Annotated in this window: 12 protein-coding genes; all 12 read left to right on the top strand. The window is 40.3% G+C overall.

What is annotated here, in order from left to right; genetic code table 11:
- Positions 1-3: 3 nt before the first annotated feature.
- The gene (locus tag ASG01_RS00125; protein WP_082498263.1) at positions 4-1,407 is read left to right on the top strand and encodes a glycoside hydrolase family 43 protein; all 1,404 of its coding nucleotides are present in this window, start codon (positions 4-6) and stop codon (positions 1,405-1,407) included.
- 6 nt (positions 1,408-1,413) lie between these two features.
- The gene (locus ASG01_RS00130) at positions 1,414-2,778 is read left to right on the top strand and encodes a glycoside hydrolase family 43 protein (RefSeq protein ID WP_055858094.1); all 1,365 of its coding nucleotides are present in this window, start codon (positions 1,414-1,416) and stop codon (positions 2,776-2,778) included.
- Positions 2,779-2,784: 6 nt separating this feature from the next.
- Positions 2,785-4,728, top strand: coding sequence for a glycoside hydrolase family 97 protein (locus ASG01_RS00135; protein ID WP_055858098.1), 1,944 nt, complete (start codon positions 2,785-2,787; stop codon positions 4,726-4,728).
- A 267-nt stretch (positions 4,729-4,995) separates the two neighbouring features.
- Positions 4,996-7,524: a glycosyl hydrolase 115 family protein gene (locus ASG01_RS00145; protein WP_055858104.1), complete on the top strand. Its 2,529-nt coding sequence runs from the start codon at positions 4,996-4,998 to the stop codon at positions 7,522-7,524.
- A gap of 74 nt (positions 7,525-7,598) precedes the next feature.
- Positions 7,599-10,343, top strand: coding sequence for a T9SS type A sorting domain-containing protein (locus ASG01_RS00150; RefSeq protein WP_055858108.1), 2,745 nt, complete (start codon positions 7,599-7,601; stop codon positions 10,341-10,343).
- 185 nt (positions 10,344-10,528) lie between these two features.
- Positions 10,529-13,150: a beta-glucosidase gene (locus ASG01_RS00155; RefSeq protein WP_055861975.1), complete on the top strand. Its 2,622-nt coding sequence runs from the start codon at positions 10,529-10,531 to the stop codon at positions 13,148-13,150.
- 102 nt (positions 13,151-13,252) lie between these two features.
- Entirely contained in the window at positions 13,253-15,235 is a 1,983-nt protein-coding gene (locus ASG01_RS00160; RefSeq protein WP_055858111.1) for an alpha-L-arabinofuranosidase C-terminal domain-containing protein, read from the top strand.
- Positions 15,236-15,443: 208 nt separating this feature from the next.
- Positions 15,444-17,141, top strand: coding sequence for a ribulokinase (locus tag ASG01_RS00165; protein WP_055858115.1), 1,698 nt, complete (start codon positions 15,444-15,446; stop codon positions 17,139-17,141).
- A 268-nt stretch (positions 17,142-17,409) separates the two neighbouring features.
- Positions 17,410-18,108 (top strand): L-ribulose-5-phosphate 4-epimerase, encoded by a 699-nt coding sequence (locus ASG01_RS00170; RefSeq protein WP_055858118.1) that lies wholly within the window; start codon positions 17,410-17,412, stop codon positions 18,106-18,108.
- A gap of 41 nt (positions 18,109-18,149) precedes the next feature.
- The gene (gene araA / locus ASG01_RS00175) at positions 18,150-19,646 is read left to right on the top strand and encodes an L-arabinose isomerase (RefSeq protein WP_055858121.1); all 1,497 of its coding nucleotides are present in this window, start codon (positions 18,150-18,152) and stop codon (positions 19,644-19,646) included.
- 20 nt (positions 19,647-19,666) lie between these two features.
- Positions 19,667-20,824 carry an aldose epimerase family protein gene (locus tag ASG01_RS00180; RefSeq protein WP_055861978.1) on the top strand — a complete coding sequence of 386 codons (1,158 nt, stop codon included), beginning with the start codon at positions 19,667-19,669 and terminating at the stop codon, positions 20,822-20,824.
- A 2-nt stretch (positions 20,825-20,826) separates the two neighbouring features.
- A complete protein-coding gene (locus tag ASG01_RS00185) occupies positions 20,827-22,554 on the top strand; it encodes a sodium:solute symporter family transporter (protein ID WP_055858125.1) in 1,728 nt (575 codons plus the stop codon).
- The last annotated feature ends 2 nt before the right edge of the window (positions 22,555-22,556 follow it).

The following is a 22,556-nucleotide window of genomic DNA, read 5'->3' on the forward strand; positions in this document are numbered from 1 at the left end:
AATATGAAAAAGATAAAAATAATAAACGGTCTTGCTTTTTGCAGTTTAAGTGCAAATGCTTTTGCCCAAAATCCTGTTATCCAGACGCATTTTTCACCAGATCCTGCGCCAATGGTTTATAAAGATAAAATGTACGTTTACACAGGCGACGATATTCCGGGATATGATTTTTATTATATGACGAAATGGAGAGTTCATTCATCCGAAGATATGGTCAACTGGACAGATCACGGCGTTCCGATTTCCTTAGAATCCTTCAGTTGGGCTCGTGACCGCGCCTGGGCAGCACAATGTGTTCAGCGTGACGGTAAATTTTATTGGTACATCTGTGCTCAGACGGTTGATAACAATATGGCAATTGGCGTTGCAGTTTCCGACAGTCCGACCGGCCCATTCAAAGATGCTTTGGGAAAACCTTTGGTGACAACGGGAACCTGGGATAATATCGACCCGACCGTTTTTATTGATGATGACGGACAGGCTTATCTCTATTGGGGAAACAGCAAATTATTTTATGTGAAGCTCAATAAAAATATGACTTCTTATGATGATAAAATCACAGAAGTTCCGCAATCGGTGGAAGCTTTCGGAGGACTGAGACGTCCGGGAAAAAGTGAAGACGTTTTGCAGAAACAGGAAAAATTTAATGATGTTTATGTAGAAGGGCCTTGGTTTTATAAACGAAACAAAAAATATTATCTGATGTACGCAGGAATGACAGACCGCACGGAATGTCTTTCCTACTCAACAAGTTCCTCGCCAACCGGACCGTGGAAATATCAGGGAAAAATAATGACCGACCAGCCAACCAACAGCTTTACCAACCACGGCGGAATTATTGATTTCAGAGGAAAATCCTATCTGTTTTATCATACAGGATTGCTGCCCGGTGCAGGAAGTTATGGCAGATCGACTGCGATTGAAGAATTTAAGTACAATGCAGACGGAACCATTCCTAAAATCACAATGACGAAAGAGGGCGTAAATCCTGTCAGAATATTAAATCCTTACCAAAGAAATGAAGCGGAGACAATTGCCTGGTCGGAGAAATGCAGCACCTCAGAGAACAAAAAAACAGGTGTTTTTGTTTCTGATATAAGAGTTGGAGGTTACATAAAAGTTCGTGCGGTAGATTTTGGAAAAGGAGTTTCGGAATTCTCAGCTTCTGTGGCAGCAGGACTTGATGGCGGAATTTTAGAAGTCAGACTTGATAAAACAGACGGACAAAAATTAGCTGAAATCGAGGTTCCACGAACTGGCGGTTGGGAAGAGTTTAAAACGCTGACTTCAAAAATAACAGAATCCGTTTCAGGCGTCCACGATGTCTATTTTGTATTTAAAGGAAAAAATATCACGGCAGGTAGAAAGCTTTTCAATTTCGACCACTGGAGTTTTCAGAAAAAGTAAATCAATATGAAAATAACAATAAAATCAATCATAAATGTCTGTCTAATAGGATTTTCGGGAATGTTATTTTCGCAGAATCCCATTATCCAAACCAATTACACCGCAGATCCGGCACCGATGGTTTATAATGACAGGCTTTACGTTTATACCACACACGACGAGGACGATTCCACCTGGTTTACGATGAACGACTGGAAAGTATATTCTACCAACGATATGGTGAACTGGACGGACCACGGGACAATTCTTTCCTACAAAGATTTTGATTGGGCAAAGCGGGATGCGTGGGCGGCACAATGTGTTGAAAGAAACGGCAAATTTTTTATGTACGTGCCGATGATTTCGAAAACCAATAATAAAGGCGCGATTGGCGTTGCGGTTGGCGACAGTCCGTTTGGTCCGTTTCACGATCCGCTTGGGAAACCGTTGGTACAGAGCGAGTGGGGCGATATTGATCCAACTATTTTCGTGGATAATGACGGACAGGCGCATCTGTATTGGGGAAATCCAAAATTGAAATATGTGAAGCTGAATCAGGATATGATTTCCTATTCCGGCGATATTGTTGAGGTTCCGATGACTGAAGAATCTTTCGGAAAGCGGGAAGGAAATCCGGAAAGACCAACGAAATACGAGGAAGGACCTTGGCTTTATAAACGAAAAAATCTGTATTATCTCTTCTGGCCGGGTGGTCCGCTTCCTGAATTCATCGGATATTCTACCAGCAAAAGTCCGCAAGGTCCGTGGAAATATGGCGGAATCGTAATGCCTGCGGAAGGAAAATCTTTCACCAACCATCCCGGCGTTATTGATTTTAAAGGGAAAACCTATTTTTTCTACCACAACGGTGCGTTGCCGGGCGGTAGCGGATTTACACGTTCGGTAAGTGTGCAGGAATTAGAATTTAACAAAGATGGCTCTATTTCTCCATTCAAAATGACGACTGGGATTTCCAAAGCTATTGCAACCGTTAATCCTTACGCATTCAATCAGGCTGAAATGATGGCTTGGTCGGAAAATGTAAAGTCATATCAGAATAAAGAAGCCGGCGTTTTTATTAAAGCCAAAAAAAACGGTGCTTACACGAGCGTGAAAAATGTTGATTTCGGTAAAAAAGGTGCAGCCGAATTTTCTGCAAGAGTAGGAACGACGCATAACAGCAAAGTGACGCTTGATGTTCGTTTGGACAGTCTAAACGGGAAAGTAATTGCAACGGTAAAAGTTCCGCTGACTGGTGGAGACGACCGCTGGCAAAATGTGAAAGCTGAACTAAAAGAAAAAATCAGTGGCGTTCACGATGTATTTTTTGTGTTTAACGGAAAAGCAGAAAAAGATATTATGTTTTTCGATTATTGGATGTTTTCAAAATAATTTAAAATGAAAAAATTTACACTTTTATTTATATCATTAATAAGTTTCTGTTTTTTATCAAAACTTAAAGCGCAGGTTGCAGAAGTTTCAAGTCCCGATGGAAAACTGAAGCTGAATGTATTTTCAGAGAACGGAAATGCTTTGTACTCCGTCACTTTTCAGGGAAAAATGATGCTGGAAAAATCGCCGTTAGGTTTAATCACCAATGAGTCTGATTTTTCTAAAAATTTAAAATTCATTAACAGCAAAAAAGATGTTTTTGCCAAAACCTATTCCAACGAAAAAATCAAAAAATCAAAGGTTAATTATAGTGCTAATGTGCTGACTGTCAGTTTTAAAAATGCCTACGATTTTGACCTCGAAATTGAATTTCAAGTAAGCGATAACAATATTGCTTTTCGCTACAGTATTGAACCAATGAAAGACCGCCTCAGCGTTGTAGTACAGTCAGAAATTACAGGGTACAGATTTCCGTCTCAAACCACAACGTTCCTCTCACCAATGATGAAGCCGATGACAGGTTTTGCCCGAACAGCACCGAGCTACGAAAGTGGTTACAAAGCCGATGCAGAATTAGGAATGAAAGCCGATTATGGTTACGTTTTTCCAGGACTTTTTCACAATGGGAATGACAGCTGGATTTTACTGTCTGAAACTGGAGTAAGCAGTTTATACTGCGCTTCTCATCTGGATACAACTTCTGAAAAAAATCTTTATAAAGTAGCTTATCCTAATATGGCAGAAAACAACGGTTTCGGAAGTTCCGGAGCAGCGATTTCTCTTCCGGGAACAACTCCGTGGCGAACCATCACCATCGGCGATTCTCTGAAACCAATCGTTGAAACAACAATTCCGTTTGATGTGGTCGACCCGCTTTATGAGCCTTCTCAAAAATACCAGTTCGGAAAATCTACCTGGAGCTGGATTCTGTGGCAGGATAACAGTATGAATTATGAAGACCAAACTAAGTTTATTGATTTGGCATCAAAACTCGGTTATGAATACATTTTAATTGATGCTCTTTGGGATAAAAATATTGGCAAAGAAAGAATGAAAGAACTAATTCAATACGCAAAATCCAAAAATGTGGAGGTGATGCTGTGGTACAATTCAAACGGAGCCGCCAATGATGCGCCAATGGGACCTAGAAACAAAATGAGTAGTTCGGTGGAACGGAAAAAAGAAATGAAATGGCTGAAAGAAGCTGGCGTAAAAGGTCTTAAAGTCGATTTCTTCGGGGGAGACAAGCAGGAAACAATGCGTCTGTACGAAGATATTTTGTCGGATGCCAATGATTTTGGTCTCACCATTATTTTCCACGGCGCCACTTTGCCGCGAGGATGGGAGGTAATGTACCCGAATTATGCCGGAAGCGAAGCTGTTTTAGCCTCAGAAATGCTTTATTTTTCAGAGGATGTCCGCAAGCAGGAAGCATTTTTTGCGACTTTGCATCCTTTCATCAGAAACACTGTCGGAAGTATGGAATTTGGCGGAACTTTCCTCAATAAATTTTTAAAAAAATCAAATAAAGACAAAAATAAAAGACACACCACAGACGGTTTCCAATTGGCGACGGCTGTTCTGTTTCAGAATCCGGTTCAGATGTTTGCAGTGATGCCCAATAATCTTACCGATGTTCCACAATTCCAGATTGATTTCATGAAAGAAGTTCCCACGCTTTGGGACGAAACGGTTTTCATCGACGGCTATCCCGGAAAATATTCTGTGATTGCAAGAAAACATCAGAATCAATGGTTTGTTGCGGGAATCAATGCAGAAAAAACGGTTAAAAAACTGAAAATTAAGCTCCCAATGTTTGCCGGGAAAACCGTGAAACTCATCAATGACGATGCTCAGGGAAATTCATCTGAAAAAGAAGTGAAAGTTAATGACAAAGGAGAATTCAAAGTAGAAATTCAGCCAAATGGAGGGTTTGTTTTGAGGAACTAACACTGGAATGATTTGGGCAGCTTTATCCGCCGTCCGTTCCCGCTTTTTGTTCCGCTTTGCTCCACAAAAAGAGCTCCACTCAGGTCGGGCTGCGGGAGATTCGCCGCAACAGGAGAATCCGAAGGATTCAATATCAATAGCCGTAGGTGAAATCGAGGAACAAGATTCGGCGAAGCCAAACCTATGGAACAGAAAACATACAAAAGGCGAACCCCTGAAAGGGTTCAATTAATTATAAAGCCAAAGAATCAAAATAAAATAAAGATTATGAACAGATTACCGATACTATTTCTCGTTGTCTTATTTTTTAGTGCTTGCTTAAATGTACAGGCAACCGAACCATTTATCACAACGAAAAAAAGCGATGATGCCATTCTTCTGAAAGATAAATCAGTCAGCATTTCAATATTTACAAACAGGAATATCGATGCAGGAATATTAAGAGCTGTCAAAAACCTGCAATCCGATTTCCAGAAAGTCACAGGCAATCAGCCAACGCTTTTAAATCAGATTTCAGGAATGAATTCTCCATTAATCATCATCGGAACGGTCGGAACCAAATCGGTCATTGACGATTTAATCAAACAGAAAAAGATCGACGGAAAATCTTTAGCAGGAAAAAACGAGAAATATATTATTCAGAATATCACCGATCCGTTTCCCGGAGTTTCGGAAGCCATTGTGATTGCGGGAAGCGACAAAAGGGGAACGATTTATGGGATTTATGAAGTTTCTCAGCAGATTGGTGTTTCGCCCTGGCATTATTGGGCAGATGTTCCAGTAGAAAAGAAAGAAAATTTATACTTCAAAAAAGGAATTTATACCGATGGAGAACCGGCTGTAGAATACCGCGGCATTTTCCTGAATGATGAAGAACCTTCGCTCGGTGGTTGGGCAAGAACAACTTTTGGTGGGATTAATTCTAAGTTTTATGAGAAAGTGTTTGAACTGCTTCTACGGTCCAAAGCCAATTATCTGTGGCCTGCAATGTGGGGAAAAGCTTTTTACGACGATGATGCTTTGAGCGGACCTTTGGCCAACGAAATGGGAATTATAATGGGAACTTCGCACCACGAACCAATGGCTCAGGCACAAGCAGACTGGCACCGATATATCAAAAAAAACAATCTTCCGAACGTTTGGGATTATTCTAAAAATGCAAAAGTCTTGCAGGATTTCTGGAAAGCCGGAATTGTAAGAAGCAAAAACTGGGAAAAGCTTGTAACGGTAGGAATGCGTGGCGACGGTGATGAAGCGATGGGAGAGGGAACCAATATTTCTTTACTTGAGAACATCGTTAAAGATCAGCGCAGAATCATCCTGAATGTTACTGGTGAAAATCCGAATAAAACACCGCAGGTTTGGGCTTTGTACAAAGAAGTTCAGGATTATTACGATAAAGGAATGAGAGTTCCGGATGATGTGATTTTATTGTTTTGTGATGACAACTGGGGCAATGTGAGAAAGCTTCCGGATCTTTCAAAACCTTTACACAAGGGCGGTTACGGAATGTACTATCATTTTGATTACGTAGGCGGACCGAGAAATTCCAAATGGATTAACATCAGTCCCATTCAGAGAGTTTGGGAACAGATGAATCTTTCTTATGAACACGGCGTAGATAAAGTTTGGGTGGTTAACGTTGGTGATTTGAAACCGATGGAATTCCCAATCAGTTTTTTCTTGGAAATGGCCTGGAACCCGAAACAGTTTAATTCTAAAAACCTTTTGGAATACACTGAGAAATGGTCGGCACAGCAGTTTGGCGAAAAACATTCAAAGGAAATTGCCAGAATGATTAATCTTTATGCAAAATACAACCGCAGAGTAACGCCTGAAACGCTGGACAGCAAAACATTCAGCCTCGAAAATTACAGTGAATTTGAAACCGTTTTGAATGATTACAGAGCGTTGGCAGTGGATGCATTACGTTTAAAAGACCAGATTCCGGCAGAATATCAGGATGCGTATTATCAGCTTGTGCTTTATCCAATAGATGCGTGCAGCAATTTGTATGAAATGTATTATGCAGTGGCGAAAAACAAAGAGCTGGCAGCGAAAAATGATTTGCAGGCTAATTATTATGCAGATAAAGCAAAACAATGCTTCGAAAGAAATGCCTATCTCGATAATAAATACAACAATGAAATTGCGGGCGGAAAATGGACGCACATGATGGATCAGATGAAAATAGGATACAAAAGTTGGGCAGATGGAAAGGAAAATATAATGCCTGAAGTCACTTATGTTTCTGAAGCAAATGTTCCGAAAAATAAAGTGTTTCAGGAGAAAGACGGTTATGTTTCTATCGAAGCGGAAAATTTTGCACGAATGAATAATTCAGACAAAATTCATTGGGAAGTGATTCCTGACTTTGGAAAAACAAAATCCAGTATTACGACTTTTCCACAGAATGCCTATCCAAAATCTGACGAAAATATCTATCTGGAATACGATATTAATTTCGAGTCTAAAGGTGAAATTGAGGTTCAGCTTCTTTTAGCTCCAACTTTAAATTTCAACCACAACAAAGGACTTCGCTACGAGATTTCTTTCGACGGACAATTGCCACAAACCGTCAATTTTAACGGTCATTATAAAGGCGAATTGGGACAATGGCAAGCGGAACATATTATAAAATCAATTACAAAGCACCAGATTTCACAGCCCAGAAAACATACGTTACGTTTCAGAGTTTTGGAACCTGGAATTGTTTTAGAAAAGATTCTAATTAACACAGGCGGACTGAAACCAAGTTATCTGGGAGCGCCGGAAAGCGATTATCACGCTAAATAATTTTAAAAAAAACCAATAACCACGAATCTTTTAAACTATAAGATATTATGTAACAATTTTAATTTCAAATTATTATGAGAAAAATTTTAAACCGGATGATCGCGCTGGCCGTTGGCATCACCTGTTCCCAATTTGCGCATGCACAGACTCCACTGCCTGCAAAAGTGAAAATCGACAAAAATATTGTTTATCAGAAAGTTACCGGTTTCGGCGGTTTTGTGTGCAGCCCGCAGTTTGCGTACAATCACATGACGACTGCAGAGATTCAGAAACTTTGGGGAACCGGCGCGGCCGAAGCTGGTTACAATATTATGAGACTGTATATTCCTGAAAATCAAGCGGACTGGCCGCAGGTTTTGGCAACTGCTCAGCAGGCAAAAGCAATGGGGCTGATTGTCTTTGCAAGTCCGTGGACGATGCCTGCCGCGTGGAAAACCAATAACAACTCAAATGCAGTTTTTGTGGATGCGAATGGCGTGCAACAGATCGGTTATCTGAAGCCTGAACACTATCAGGATTACGCTTTGCACCTCAACAGTTTCGTGACGTATTTGGCAACAAACGGTGTCGCGCTCGATTACATTTCGATTCAAAATGAACCGGATGAAATGGCACAGTACGCAGGCTGTATCTGGACGCCGACGCAGATTGCCACATTTGTGAAAGATTACGGTCAGCTGATTAACTGCAGTGTGATTGCCCCTGAAAGTGTTGGTTTTACGGATAATTTCGCGAATGCTTTTTTGAATGCAGCCACGATGGCAAATTTTGAAGTCTATGGAGGACATCAGTACGGAAGCATGCAGTCCGCTTATAAACAGTTTCAAAACAACAATAAACAGATCTGGCAGACCGAATATCTGATCAACTGGAATTCTAATTCCACTATTCCTGCAAGAGATTTCAGCTGGTCGATTGATGGCTTTTCTTTCGCGAAAGCTGTTAATAATGCCATGCTCGGAAATGTAAATGCGTGGATTCATTATGCTTCAAAAAGGTATTATGGATTGATGGGTGACGGCAGCAACGGAACAGTTGCCGGCGAAATGACCAAGCGCGGTTACATCCTTTCGCAATATGCAAAAACAACGACCAATAAAAACAGAATAGACACCAAATGGGAAGTATCCACCGGAAGTTTGGAAGGTTCGTCTTATATTTCTGTTGACGGAAATCAGGTGACATTAATGGTGATCAACACGTCAGCGAATACGTATAATCTGAAAGTGGATCTTCCTTTTTTCACCAATTCAGGGAACAGCATTACGACTTCACAAACGCAGAATATGACTTCAGCGGCGTTCACCTTTGCGACCGATACTTTCAGACCGCAAGTTTCTGTGACGCCATCCAGTGTAATGACTTTTGTGTTTACAAAAAGTGGTGAAAGACCGGTTTCCAATATGACAGGAACCGAAGTTCATTACAATAAAATTGAAACATTGGCAACAACAAATCCGGCATTTGGGACGGCGCATCAAATTTCTGGGCAAACGGTGACTTTCTACAATTCGACACCGCTTTTCAGCCAGAATATGACCGCGGCAAATGGCTACATCGCGTTGAATGACCGTTACAATAAATTGGTTTTAAATATTTTAAGCTATACCACAACGCTTGGCCAGTCATCTTCAAACACGACGCTTTATTATGTTGATAATGATAATGTTGTGAGAAATTACAATTATGGAAGTGTGAATTTACCCGCGCCGGGATCAGGCAGTTTTAATCTTGTTTTTGATCTTTCCCGCGCGACTCTGCCTTTTGGATGTAAGGGAATTTTAGGATTGAGAAGCGGAAATTACAGTTCTGTTTTAACCTTAAATCTTGGTGATGTTTACTTCAATGTCGGAAACGAAAGAGCTGCAAAATTCACCGGCGTATATGCTTCGACAGATAGTAACCTCCTGGATGCGATGGAAAATAATCATTATACATCGCTCGATTTCCGAACAGTCACTGGTCTTACGCCGACATCAAGCTGGATCGCAGGATCTGAAAACAGCAACAGTATTTTTTACGTAAACAGCAGCGTAACAAATACGAACACGAATGTAATTTCAGGGACAAACTGTACAACCCTAACGCTTTCTGAGCAGGGAAAAGATCTGCAGGTTCCGTTTGATTTTACGGCAAATGCAGCAACATATACAAGAAATTTCAATGGTTATGGCGTAGTTTTACTGCCATTCTCATCGGCAGTACCTCCAAATGTCACTGCGTATACAATGATTCCAAATTCAGGAAATGTGGTTTGTACGCAGATCACAGGAACGATTCCTGCAAATACCCCGGTTTTAATCAGTGCAACTGGAAATATTACATTTTCAGGATCAGGAAGCGTTTCTACGCCAAAAGCGATTACTGTAAATCAGGTGAACGGAGTGTATCAGCAAATTAAAGCGTACGCGGGCGCCTACGTTTTAAAAACAGAAAACGGTGTAACCGGTTTTTACAAAGTTGTAGCAGGAAGCGAACCGACGATCAATCCTTTCCAGGCATATATTACAGAAGGAAATCAGTTTACGGCTGCGTTTTTACCGCTAAGTTTTGCAACGCTGGCAACTGCGGAAACTCCAGTTTCAGCAGATGAGGTAAAAGTGTATCCGAATCCGGTTAAGACCGAGTTTTTCATCGATGTGAATAAAGGCGACGCTTTCTATACCATGTACGATGCGAAAGGAAGTCTGATTATTTCCAAAACAAAAATTTCATCAGGTAAAAACAGAATTGAAGCTTCTCATCTGCCTTCAGGACTGTACTTTGTGGAAGTAACCGTTTCTGGAAAAACGTCTCTACATAAAATGATTAAGAAATAATTTCATTTTTATTAATCTTTATTCAAGCCATCAGATTTTCTGATGGCTTTTGTTTTAAACTTTTTTTAATAAAATATAAGTGTTGATTATACATTTATTAAGCATATTATAATATATTTGCTTTAATCCAACCGAATTCATTTTTGTCACACAAATCGGTAAAGTTTGATTTTAAAATTCAGGCCATGAAAAAACTCCTCTTTGTAGCCGCTTTTCTTTCTTTTTTGGGGAAAGCACAGCAAAATTTTCCTTTCCGGAATACGGAACTTCCTGTTGAAAAACGAATTGATAATCTTCTCAGTTTGCTAACCGTGGACGAAAAAATAGGGATGATGATGGATAATTCCAAAGCGGTGCCCCGACTGGAAATTCCCGCTTACGGATGGTGGAATGAGGCGCTCCACGGCGTTGCAAGGGCAGGAACAGCTACGGTTTTTCCTCAGGCTATTGGTTTAGCGGCAACCTGGGATGTTCCGGAACATCTCAAAACTTTTGAAATGATTTCTGATGAAGCCAGAGCAAAATACAATAAATCTTTCGACGAATCAAGTAAAACCGGACGTTACGAAGGACTGACTTTCTGGACTCCCAATATCAATATTTTTCGTGATCCACGATGGGGAAGAGGTCAGGAAACTTATGGAGAAGATCCTTATTTAACCTCTGTTCTGGGTGTTGCGGCCGTAAAAGGTTTGCAGGGAAATGACCCGAAATATTTTAAAACACACGCCTGCGCCAAACATTTTGCCGTCCACAGCGGTCCGGAATGGAACCGTCATTCTTACAACGCTGAAGTTTCCAAAAGAGATTTGTACGAAACCTATCTTCCGGCCTTCAAAGCACTGGTTTTGGAAGGAAATGTAAGAGAAGTGATGTGTGCCTACAACGCTTTCGACGGACAGCCGTGCTGCGCCAACAATACCTTGCTCACAGAGATTCTCCGTGGAAAATGGAAGTATGACGGAATGGTTGTTTCCGACTGTTGGGCTTTGGCAGATTTCTATCAGGAAAAGTACCACGGAACCCATCCCGATGAAAAAACAACCGCAGCAGATGCACTGAAACATTCTACAGATCTGGAATGTGGCGACACCTATAATAATTTAAATAAATCTCTTGCCAGCGGTTTAATCACAGAAAAAGATCTTGATGTTTCAATGAGAAGAATTCTGAAGGGCTGGTTTGAACTGGGAATGCTGGATCCAAAATCGTCTGTTCATTGGAACCAAATCCCCTATTCGGTGGTAGATTCGGATGAACACAGGAAACAGGCTTTGAAAATGGCGCAAAAGTCAATCGTGCTGATGAAAAATGAGAAGAATATTCTTCCTTTAAATAAAAATATCAAAAAAATCGCAGTAGTCGGCCCGAATGCAGATGACGGAATTATGCAACTGGGAAACTACAACGGAACACCTTCTTCTACAGTTACGGTCTTAGATGGAATTAAAACCAAATTTCCGAATGCCGAAATTATCTATGAAAAAGGAAGTGAAGTCGCAGATCCTACTGCAAGAACTTCGCTTTACCAGAATTTCATCAGTGAGAAAAACGGACAAAGAGGAATGAAGGTGGAATTTTTTAACAATAATGAATTCAAAGGTCAGCCTGTCAATACATCAGTTAATAATACTTCAATTACGTACAACAGCTTTGGCGGAACACAGCTTGCTGCAGGAGTTGCCAGAGAAAATACTTCAGCAAGAATTTCGGGTATTTTCAAAAGTAATTTTACAGGCGAGGTCATTTTTTCAGCAGCTACATCAGATGTCTACACGCTGTCTGTTGATGGAAAGGAAATCGCCACCAGAAAAGGTCCAGACGCAAGACATCCATCAGAATTTCCAGTGAAAATGGAGAAAGAAAAAGAATATCAAATAGAACTTCGCCATTCCCAAAAAGGAAAATATGTGAGTATTGTTTTTGAAGTCTATAAAAAAGATCCGGTAAATTTTGCTTCAGTAAAAGAAAAAATAAAAGATGCCGACGTTATTATTTTCGCTGGCGGGCTTTCTCCAAGTCTTGAAGGCGAAGAAATGCTGGTAAGTGCAGAAGGTTTCAGAGGTGGTGATAAAAACTCGATAGAACTTCCGAAAGTGCAGCGTGAATTGCTCGCAGAATTGAGAAAAACTGGAAAACCAGTCGTTTTTGTGCTTTGCACAGGAAGTTCACTTGGTCTCGAACAGGACGAAAAAAATTATGATGTTTTATTGAATGCCTGGTATGGCGGACAGGCCAGCGGAACAGCCGTTGCAGATGTTTTGGCGGGAGATTACAATCCTTCAGGAAAACTGCCGGTAACGTTTTATAAAAATTTGGAACAACTCGACAATAATTTATCGAAAACCAGCAAACATCAGGGTTTTGAAAATTACGATATGCAAGGTAGAACCTACCGTTATATGACAGAAAAACCATTATATGCTTTCGGTCACGGTTTGAGCTATTCAAAATTCAATTATGGTCAGGCTAAATTGAACCAAAATTCCATCAGCTCGAAGGAAAACTTAACTATAACCATTCCTGTTACCAACATTTCAAAAAGAGATGGTGAAGAAGTAGTGCAGGTTTATGTAAAAAGGAACAATGATGCTACCGCGCCGGTAAAGACTTTGAGAGCTTTTGAAAGAGTTTTGATTAAATCAAATGAAACAAAAAATATCCAACTGACGATTTCTCAGGATTCATTTAAATTTTATGATGAAAAAGCTGATGATCTGGCTTCAAAACCTGGAGATTACACGATTTTTTACGGTGGAACTTCGGACGAATCAGGTTTGAAAAGCCTCAAATTACAGGTTAAATAACTTCTGAAATCAAATCAAAACTTTTTAGAGTAAATCAGGAATTTAAAATCTGTAAAATCAAAAAATCTGCGAGAGCAAATGTCGTCTAACTTAAAACTACCAATGAAAACAAAATCCAAAATATTCGCAACCGCATTTTCTTTAAGCGTAGCTTTCTTTTCCGCACAAAAAGGAAATATCACAAAGCACTTTCTCAATTTAGACGGAACGTCCACCAATATCAAAATTCAGCCGACGATGTACGGGATTTTCTTCGAAGACATCAATTTTGCAGCCGATGGCGGAATTTATGCAGAACTCATCAAAAACAGAAGTTTTGAATTTGATGAACCGTTGACGGGTTGGAAGCAGGAAAATACAAAAACGCTTTCTCCAAATTTAGATTCAGGTTTTCTAACCATTTATTCGGATGATTCCAAAACCAACAAAAACTACGCAAGAATCACCATTTACAATGATAAAAATTATATTCTAGAAAATGAAGGTTTTAGAGGAATCGGACTTCATCAGGGTGAAAAATATGATTTCAGTTTCAACCTCGAAAATGTGTCCGGATATATTTCTGCAGTCAAAGCAAGTTTAGTCAACGAAAACGGAAACTTGATTTCAACAGCTCCAATTCTCATCAAAGGAAAAGGCTGGCAAAATTATACCGCCGTTTTTAAACCAACGAAAACGGTTGAAAAAGCAAAATTACAGCTCACTTTTACCGGAAAAGGTGTGGTCAATATGGATATGATTTCGCTCTTCCCGCAAGATACTTGGAAAGGACGAAAAGGCGGTTTAAGAAAAGATTTAGTTCAGAAATTATACGATTTGCAACCTGGATTTTTACGTTTTCCCGGTGGCTGTATCGTAGAAGGCAGGACACTTGCCGAAAGATATCAGTGGAAAAAAACATTGGGAAATGTGGCAGACAGAGAATATCTCATCAACAAGTGGAGTTCAGGTTTTGCACATCGTCTTACGCCAGATTATTATCAATCATTCGGATTAGGCTTTTTTGAATATTTCCAGCTTTCCGAAGATTTGGGAGCAGAACCCTTACCGATTTTGAGTTGCGGAATGGCGTGCCAATTCAATACAGGAGAATTGGTGCATTTGGAAGAATTAAACCCATTTGTTCAGGATGCTCTGGATTTAATTGAATTTGCAAACGGAAATCAAACCACGGTATGGGGAAAAATCCGTGCTGAAATGGGACATCCCAAACCGTTTAATATGAAATACATCGGTGTTGGAAACGAACAGTGGGGCGAAGATTATATCGAACGGTACAAAGTTTTTGAAAAAGCCATTCACAGTAAATATCCCAACATCAAAATCATCTCAGGAAGCGGCCCGTCGCCCGACGGAGAATTTTTCGAATACGGATGGAAAGAGCTCAAAAAACTCAATGCACAAATCGTAGATGAACATTACTACAATTCACCGGACTGGTTTTTAAAAAACGCCGACAGATATGATAAATATGACCGAAGAGGCCCAAAAGTTTTTGCCGGAGAATATGCTGCTCAGTCAGTTGGTGTCGTAAAACAGGACAATAAAAATAACTGGCAGACAGCTTTATCGGAAGCTGCTTTTATGACCGGATTGGAAAGAAACGCAGATGTCGTGACGATGACTTCCTACGCACCACTTCTGGCACACGCAGACGGTTGGCAATGGACACCGGATTTAATTTGGTTTAATAATTTACAGTCTTACGCAACACCAAATTATTATGTTCAAAAATTGTTTTCAAATAATAAAGGAACAGATTTAATTAAAATCTCGGAAAATGGAAACGCAGTAAAAGGTCAAAATCAACTCTTTGCATCTGCAGTTCTAGACAGCAAAAAAGGTGAAACAATCATCAAAATAGTCAATACAGATTCTCAGGAAAAATCAGTTGAAATCAATCCGAGAAACATCAAATTAGGAAGCAAATTAACCAAAACAACCTTGACATCTTCACAACTTTCTGCCGAAAATAATTTCCAGACAGAAAACATAAAACCTCTTGAAGAGAATTCTTTGATAAAAAAAGGGAAGTTTTCTGTTCAAATCCCACCTAATGCTTTGGTTGTTCTAAAAGTAAAATAGCCGTTAAGCACCATCAATAAAAGAAAAATTAAAATTAAGTGTAGTATTTACATTTATTTAAAATAAAAATTTATATTTGTTTTAATCTCTTGAATAGAAATGCAACGATTTCATTCAACTTTAGAAATTTAGTATTAGAGATGTCACCCTGATCCTGTAGAAGGTTCTACTAAAATAAAAATTAATTAAAAATTAATTCATCGCAACAATGAAGAAATATGTTATCGGATTAGATTATGGAACAGATTCCGTTCGTGCAGTCCTGATTGATACAGAAAACGGAGCCGAACTCGCAACATCCGTGAGCTATTACCAAAGATGGAAAGAAGGAAAATTCTGCCAACCGGAACAAAACCAGTTCCGTCAGCATCCCTTAGACCATATCGAAGGTTTACAAAAAACCATTTCTGATGTGGTAAAGGATAGTGGAGTAGAACCGGAAAGCATTGTCAGCATTTGTATAGATACCACGGGTTCATCGCCGCTTCCGGTAAATAAAGACGGTGTTGCGTTGTCACTAACTACCGGTTTTGAACAAAATCCCAATGCGATGATGGTTTTGTGGAAAGATCATACTTCAATTGATGAAGCTGAAGAAATCAACCATTTGGCGAGAAACTGGGGCGGCGAAGATTACACCAAATTTGAAGGCGGAATCTATTCTTCGGAATGGTTTTGGGCTAAAATTCTTCACATCAACAGAATCGATGAAAATGTTAAAGATGCGGCTCACAGCTGGATGGAACATTGTGATTATATTACATTTCTTCTTTCCGACCATCAGGATTTGGCAACTTTCAAAAGAAGCCGTTGCGCCGCGGGTCACAAAGCAATGTGGCACGAGTCGTGGGACGGATTGCCTTACAAAGATTTTCTTTCGCAATTAGACCCTTCTTTAGCCGAACTTCGAGACAGATTGTACGATAAAACTTACACTTCGGATGAGGTGGCAGGAAATTTAAATCAAGAATGGGCTGTTAAATTGGGATTAACAACCAACACCGTGATTGCTGTTGGAACTTTTGATGCACATTCAGGAGCCGTTGGCGCAAAAGTGGAGGAGAACACGCTCATCCGAATTATGGGAACGTCAACCTGCGATATTATGGTGGCACCCAACGAGATTATTGGAAAAAAAACCGTCAGAGGAATCTGCGGACAGGTCGATGGTTCGGTGATTCCCGGATTGATTGGTTTGGAAGCAGGCCAGTCAGCGTTCGGCGATTTGTTGGCGTGGTACAAAGATATTCTGATGTGGCCGACTCAAAATATTTTGATGAATTCTCACATCATTGATGAAAACCAAAAACAACTTTTAAAAGAAGAAATAGAGCATCATCTCATCCGAAATCTGACGCAGGAAGCAGAAAAAATTCCGTTGTCAGAATCAGTTCCCATCGCTTTAGACTGGATTAACGGCCGGAGAACGCCCGATGCCAATCAGGAGCTGAAAATGGTAATCAGCAATCTTTCTTTAGGCACAAAAGCACCGCATATTTTCAAAGCTTTGGTGAATGCCATTTGTTTCGGTTCAAAAAAAATCGTTGACCGTTTCGAAGAAGAAGGCGTGAAAATCGAAAAAGTAATCGGAATCGGCGGTGTTGCCAGAAAATCGCCTTTCATTATGCAGACTTTGGCAAATGTTCTCAATATGCCGATTGTTGTGGCAGCTTCTGATCAAGCTCCGGCTTTGGGAGCCGCAATTTATGCCGCCGTTGCCGCAGGAATTTATCCGAATGTTCAGGAAGCAAGCCAGAAAATGGGCTCCGATTTCGAAGCCGAATATTTCCCGCAGACAGAACACGTGGAAAAATATGCCGAATTAATGAACCAATACCAGATTCTCGCAGATTTCACTGAAAATAATATCACATCAAAGAAGAAGTTGATTGTTGACAGTTTTTAGTTGATAGAAATTGCTATCCGACTTTGATATCTCCGTAGGAGCGCCCTGTTAAATATTCAACCATTGCAAACCAACAACCATCAACCAAAAACTATCAACTAAAATAATTATGGCAGCTTAATCCGTCTTCCGCTCCCAATCTTTTTGCCAAAGCTTTTCCCAACGCAAAAAAGGATTTCCGCTCAAGCCGGGCTGCGAGCAAGTCGCCGTAAAAGAAGTAAAAGCAGTCAATAATTTTTTAATCTTTCAATCATTTAATAAAAATAAAATGAGCATCTATAAAGAACTCCAGAGAGAATGTTACGAAGCCAATATGCAGTTGGATGCTTTGAAGCTGGTCGTTTACACATTCGGAAACGTAAGTGCAGTTGACCGTGACAAAGGAATCTTTGCCATCAAACCGAGTGGTATTCCTTACGAGCTTTTAAAACCCGAAGACGTTGTGATTTTAGATTTCGATGCCAATGTGGTCGAAGGAAATTTAAGACCGTCGTCAGACACCAAAACCCACGCTTATCTTTACAAAAACTGGGAAAACATTGGCGGAATCTCACATACGCACGCTATTTATTCAGTCGCCTGGTCTCAGGCACAAATCGATATTCCGATTTTCGGAACGACACACGCCGACCATCTGACTACTGATATTCCTTGCGCACCGCCAATGCACGATGATTTAATCGAAGGAAACTACGAATACAACACCGGAATCCAGATTTTGGATTGTTTCAAAGAAAAAGAATTGTCTTACGAAGAAGTGGAAATGGTACTCATCGGAAATCACGGACCGTTCACCTGGGGCAAAAATGCAGACAAAGCCGTTTACAACAGCAAAGTTCTCGAAACCATTGCAGAAATGGCGTATCGAACGAGACAAATTAATCCGAATGCTCCGCGCCTGAAAGATTCCCTCATCAAGAAACACTACGAGCGAAAACACGGCAAAGACGCCTATTACGGTCAATAAAATTTATAATTAATCATTCATAATTCATCATTATAAAAACTATGTTAACACCCCTCAATACGAAAGAAATCTGGTTTATCACAGGAAGCCAGCATTTATACGGACCTGAAACCTTGGCTCAGGTTGCCGAACATTCAAAGAAAATCGTGGAAGCACTGAATGCTTCTTCATCGATTCCGGTAAAAGTGGTTTTAAAACCAACGGTAAAAACTACAGAAGAAATTTTTGAAACGCTTACAGCCGCCAATTTTGCGAAAGACTGTATCGGAATTGTAACCTGGATGCACACGTTTTCACCTGCAAAAATGTGGATTCGTGGACTGACCGTTTTGCAAAAGCCAATGCTCCATCTGCATACCCAGTTCAATCAGGATATTCCTTGGTCTACGATGGATATGGATTTTATGAATTTGAACCAAGCTGCTCACGGCGACCGTGAATTCGGATTTATGGTGAGCAGACTTCGTAAAAACCGAAAAGTAGTTGTGGGACATTGGGCTGACGAAAGAGTTCTGAAACAAATTGGCGATTGGTCACGAGTGGCAGCAGGTTGGGACGATTGGCAAGGTGCCAAATTCGCCCGTTTCGGCGATAATATGAGAAACGTTGCCGTAACCGATGGTGACAAAGTAGAAGCAGAAACCAAATTCGGATTTTCGGTAAACACCTGGGGAATAGGAGATTTGGTAAGTGTTGTCAATTCAATCGGCGATGGCGAAATCAAAACTTTGATGGAAGAATATGAAAGTTCATACAAAATGGCAGAATCTCTTCTTTCAGGCGGAAGCAACAGAAAATCACTTGAATCAGCAGCAAGAATAGAATTAGGTTTAGAAAAATTCTTGAAAGACGGAAATTTCAAAGGTTTCTCAGATACTTTTGAAGATCTTCACGGTTTGGAACAACTTCCGGGAATCGCCGTTCAGAGACTAATGGAAAAAGGGTACGGATTTGCCGGAGAAGGTGACTGGAAAACCGCAGCTTTGGTTCGTGCAATGAAAACAATGGGACAAGGTCTTGAGGGCGGAAACGCTTTTATGGAAGATTACACCTATCATTTAAACCCTTCAAATCCTTCAGTTTTAGGTTCGCATATGCTGGAAGTTGACCCTGTTTTAGCAGTTGACAAACCTTCTTGCGAAATTCATCCGCTGGGAATTGGCGGGAAAGCAGACCCTGTTCGTTTGGTTTTCAATTCAAGAGGAAATTTCGATTCTCTGAATGCCGCTCTGATGGACTTCGGTAATCATTTCAGGCTGTTAATCAACAAAACAAAAGCATTGGAAATTACCGAAAAATTACCCAAACTTCCTGTTGCAAGAGTTCTGTGGAAACCGCTTCCGGATTTGTTCACTGCTGCTGAAGCCTGGATTTTGGCGGGTGGAGCGCACCACACCTGTTACAGTGAGAATATCAGTGCAGAGATGTTGGAAGATTTTGCAGAAATGGCAGGAATTGAATCTCTTGTGATTGATGAAGATACCAAAATCCGCGATTTCAAAAATACACTTCGCTGGAATGAAATTTATTATCGTTAATCTTGAAAATCATTCAGACTATGAAAAAAATAAGTTATAACCTGATTATTGTTGCGCTTTTGAGTATTTTCGGATGCAATAAAACAGAAAATAATAATCAGCCTCAAAAAGAGAATATGGAGAATATACAGGTTTCAGATTACGGCGTGACAGCGAAAGGAGATTCTATCAAAAAATTTACGCTGACCAACAAGAACGGGATGAAGGTAGAAGTTATCAATTTTGGCGGAATCATCACCTCACTCACTGCTCCCGACAAAAACGGAAAATATGAAGATGTCGTTTTGGGTTTTAAGAAGCCTGAAGATTATTTCAACGGAAATCCTTATTATTTTGGAGCTTTGATTGGCCGTTACGGAAACAGAATTGCGAATGCCAAATTCACGTTAGAAAGCAAAACCTACGACATCGACAAAAACGACGGACCCAACAGTCTTCACGGTGGAAAGGAAGGTTTCCATACCAAATTCTGGAATATCGAACCTGTAAAAGATGCCAAATTTCCAACATTGAAACTCACTTATACAAGTGCTGACGGCGAAGAAGGTTATCCTGGGAAATTGTCGACAACGGTTCTTTACACTTTGACAGACGACAATGCTTTGGAGATTTCTTACGAAGCGACAACGGACAAAGCGACGGTTGTGAATTTAACGCAACATTCATATTTCAATCTTTCGGGGAACTTTACAAAAACAATTCTCGATCACGAATTGCAGATTAATGGAAATCAGTTTACGCCTGTCAATGAAACATTGATCCCGACTGGTGAGCAGAAATCCGTGAAAGAAACTCCGTTTGATTTCACAGCTTCAAAAGCAATCGGAAAAGATATTAACGCAAATGATGACCAGCTTAAAAAAGGAAAAGGCTACGACCACAACTGGATTCTGAGCGGAAGCGGAATGAGAAGCATTGCTAAAGTATATCATCCTGAATCAGGAAGAGTGATGGAAGTTTTGACCGATGAACCGGGCGTTCAGTTCTACTCAGGAAATTTTTTGGATGGAAAATTTGATACCAAAACCGGTAGGAAAAATGAATTCAGAACAGGTTTCTGTTTGGAAACCCAGCACTTTCCGGATTCCCCGAATCAACCGTCATTTCTTACAACGGAGCTGAAACCCGGACAAAAATATCAGACTAAAACGATTTATAAATTCTCAGTTAAAAAATAGTTATGGGAAATTTAGCAACTATCGATATCATCATATTTCTCATTTATTTTGTGGTGGTAGCCGGTTACGGAATCTGGATTTACAACAGAAAAAAATCAGCCTCTTCCGGCAGTAAAGATTATTTCCTGGCTGAAGGTTCGCTTACCTGGTGGGCGATTGGAGCGAGTTTAATTGCCTCCAATATTTCCGCAGAACAGTTTATAGGAATGTCCGGCGAAGGTTTTTTCGTAGGAGTTGCGGTTGCAGCTTACGAATGGATTGCCGCAATTGCATTGATTATCATTGCCGTTTGGTTTATCCCGATTTATCTAAAAAATAAGATTTACACGATGCCGCAATTTCTGGAAACCCGCTACAATAAGTCGGTTTCTTTGATTATGGCCGTTTTCTGGCTGTTTTTATATGTGATTGTAAATCTAACTTCAATTCTTTATCTGGGCGCCGTGGCGATCAACACACTGCTCGGTGGCGACAATCTTCACATCATTATGATCGGACTTTTGCTGATGGCCTTGCTGATCGGTCTTGGCGGGATGAAAGTGATCGGTTACACCGACGTTATTCAGGTGGCAGTTTTGATTATCGGAGGTTTTGCAACGGTGTATATGGCTTTACAGATTGTTGATCAGAGGATTAATGGTGCTGCGGTTGGAAACGCTCTTGCAGGTTTTAATACTTTAATGAACGAAGCGCCGTCGCATTTTAAACTGATTTTAGATAAACCAACGACAACGACAACGACTTTGGCAATGCCTGAAAATTTAGATGTTCAGAAATATGTCGTTCTCCCAGGATTGGCGATGTATTTTGCGGGGCAGTGGATTGTAAACTTAAATTATTGGGGCTGCAATCAATACATCACGCAGCGAGCATTGGGAGCTGATTTGAAAACCGCCAGAACCGGAATTTTATTCGCAGGATTTTTAAAATTATTTATGCCGATTATCGTAATGCTTCCTGGGATTGCAGCGTACGTTCTTCATTCTAAAGGTCATCTTCCAGGTTTTAATGGCGTGAAAGATGGTGCTTATTCTGCGATTTTAGGTTTTCTTCCAACAGGACTGAAAGGCCTTGCAGTAGCAGCTTTAACAGCAGCGATCGTTGCATCTTTAGCTGGAAAAGTGAACAGTATTTCTACAATATTTACCTTAGACATCTATAAAAAATATCTGAAATCTGACGCCACCGAAATCGAAATGGTACGGACAGGTCGATGGGCAATTATCATCGCGATGTTTCTGGCGCTTGCATTTACCTGGACAGATGTTCTGGGAATTGGCGGAGAAGGCGGTTTCACATTTATCCAGAAATATACAGGATTTATCAGTCCGGGCGTTTTTGCAATGTTCCTTTTGGGAATGTTCTGGAAAAGAACTACAGGAACGGCAGCATTGGTCGGCGTTCTTTTAGGATTCTTACTGGCGATTTTCTTCAACAGTCTTGCGGTTGATATTTTCGGAAAAGAAACCTGGCTATACACTGCATTTACCTATGAAAAATTAGAAAACGGGGTTGTTCATACGATCACAGAAATTCCGTTTTTGATCAATATGGGTTGGTCATTCTTCATCACAATTGTGGTAATGATTCTTATCAGTTTGGCCGGACCAAAAGTCAATCCGAAAGCGTTTGCCATCGACTCATCGATGTTTAAAGTTGACAACAGAACGATGGTTTTAATCGTTGTTACGCTGCTGATGCTTACCGCATTGTATGTAAGATTCTGGTAAAA

This window comes from Chryseobacterium sp. Leaf180, assembly GCF_001424585.1.
In the GTDB taxonomy this organism is placed as follows: domain Bacteria; phylum Bacteroidota; class Bacteroidia; order Flavobacteriales; family Weeksellaceae; genus Chryseobacterium.

Bases quoted from the DNA above. Each gene is read 5' to 3' on its own strand.
- ASG01_RS00150 (WP_055858108.1), top strand. From the start codon at position 7,599: ATGAGAAAAATTTTAAACCGGATGATCGCGCTGGCCGTTGGCATCACC.
- ASG01_RS00130 (WP_055858094.1), top strand. From the start codon at position 1,414: ATGAAAATAACAATAAAATCAATCATAAATGTCTGTCTAATAGGATTT.
- ASG01_RS00160 (WP_055858111.1), top strand. From the start codon at position 13,253: ATGAAAACAAAATCCAAAATATTCGCAACCGCATTTTCTTTAAGCGTA.
- ASG01_RS00170 (WP_055858118.1), top strand. From the start codon at position 17,410: ATGAGCATCTATAAAGAACTCCAGAGAGAATGTTACGAAGCCAATATG.
- araA (WP_055858121.1), top strand. From the start codon at position 18,150: ATGTTAACACCCCTCAATACGAAAGAAATCTGGTTTATCACAGGAAGC.
- ASG01_RS00165 (WP_055858115.1), top strand. From the start codon at position 15,444: ATGAAGAAATATGTTATCGGATTAGATTATGGAACAGATTCCGTTCGT.
- ASG01_RS00180 (WP_055861978.1), top strand. From the start codon at position 19,667: ATGAAAAAAATAAGTTATAACCTGATTATTGTTGCGCTTTTGAGTATT.
- ASG01_RS00185 (WP_055858125.1), top strand. From the start codon at position 20,827: ATGGGAAATTTAGCAACTATCGATATCATCATATTTCTCATTTATTTT.
- ASG01_RS00145 (WP_055858104.1), top strand. From the start codon at position 4,996: ATGAACAGATTACCGATACTATTTCTCGTTGTCTTATTTTTTAGTGCT.
- ASG01_RS00135 (WP_055858098.1), top strand. From the start codon at position 2,785: ATGAAAAAATTTACACTTTTATTTATATCATTAATAAGTTTCTGTTTT.
- ASG01_RS00125 (WP_082498263.1), top strand. From the start codon at position 4: ATGAAAAAGATAAAAATAATAAACGGTCTTGCTTTTTGCAGTTTAAGT.
- ASG01_RS00155 (WP_055861975.1), top strand. From the start codon at position 10,529: ATGAAAAAACTCCTCTTTGTAGCCGCTTTTCTTTCTTTTTTGGGGAAA.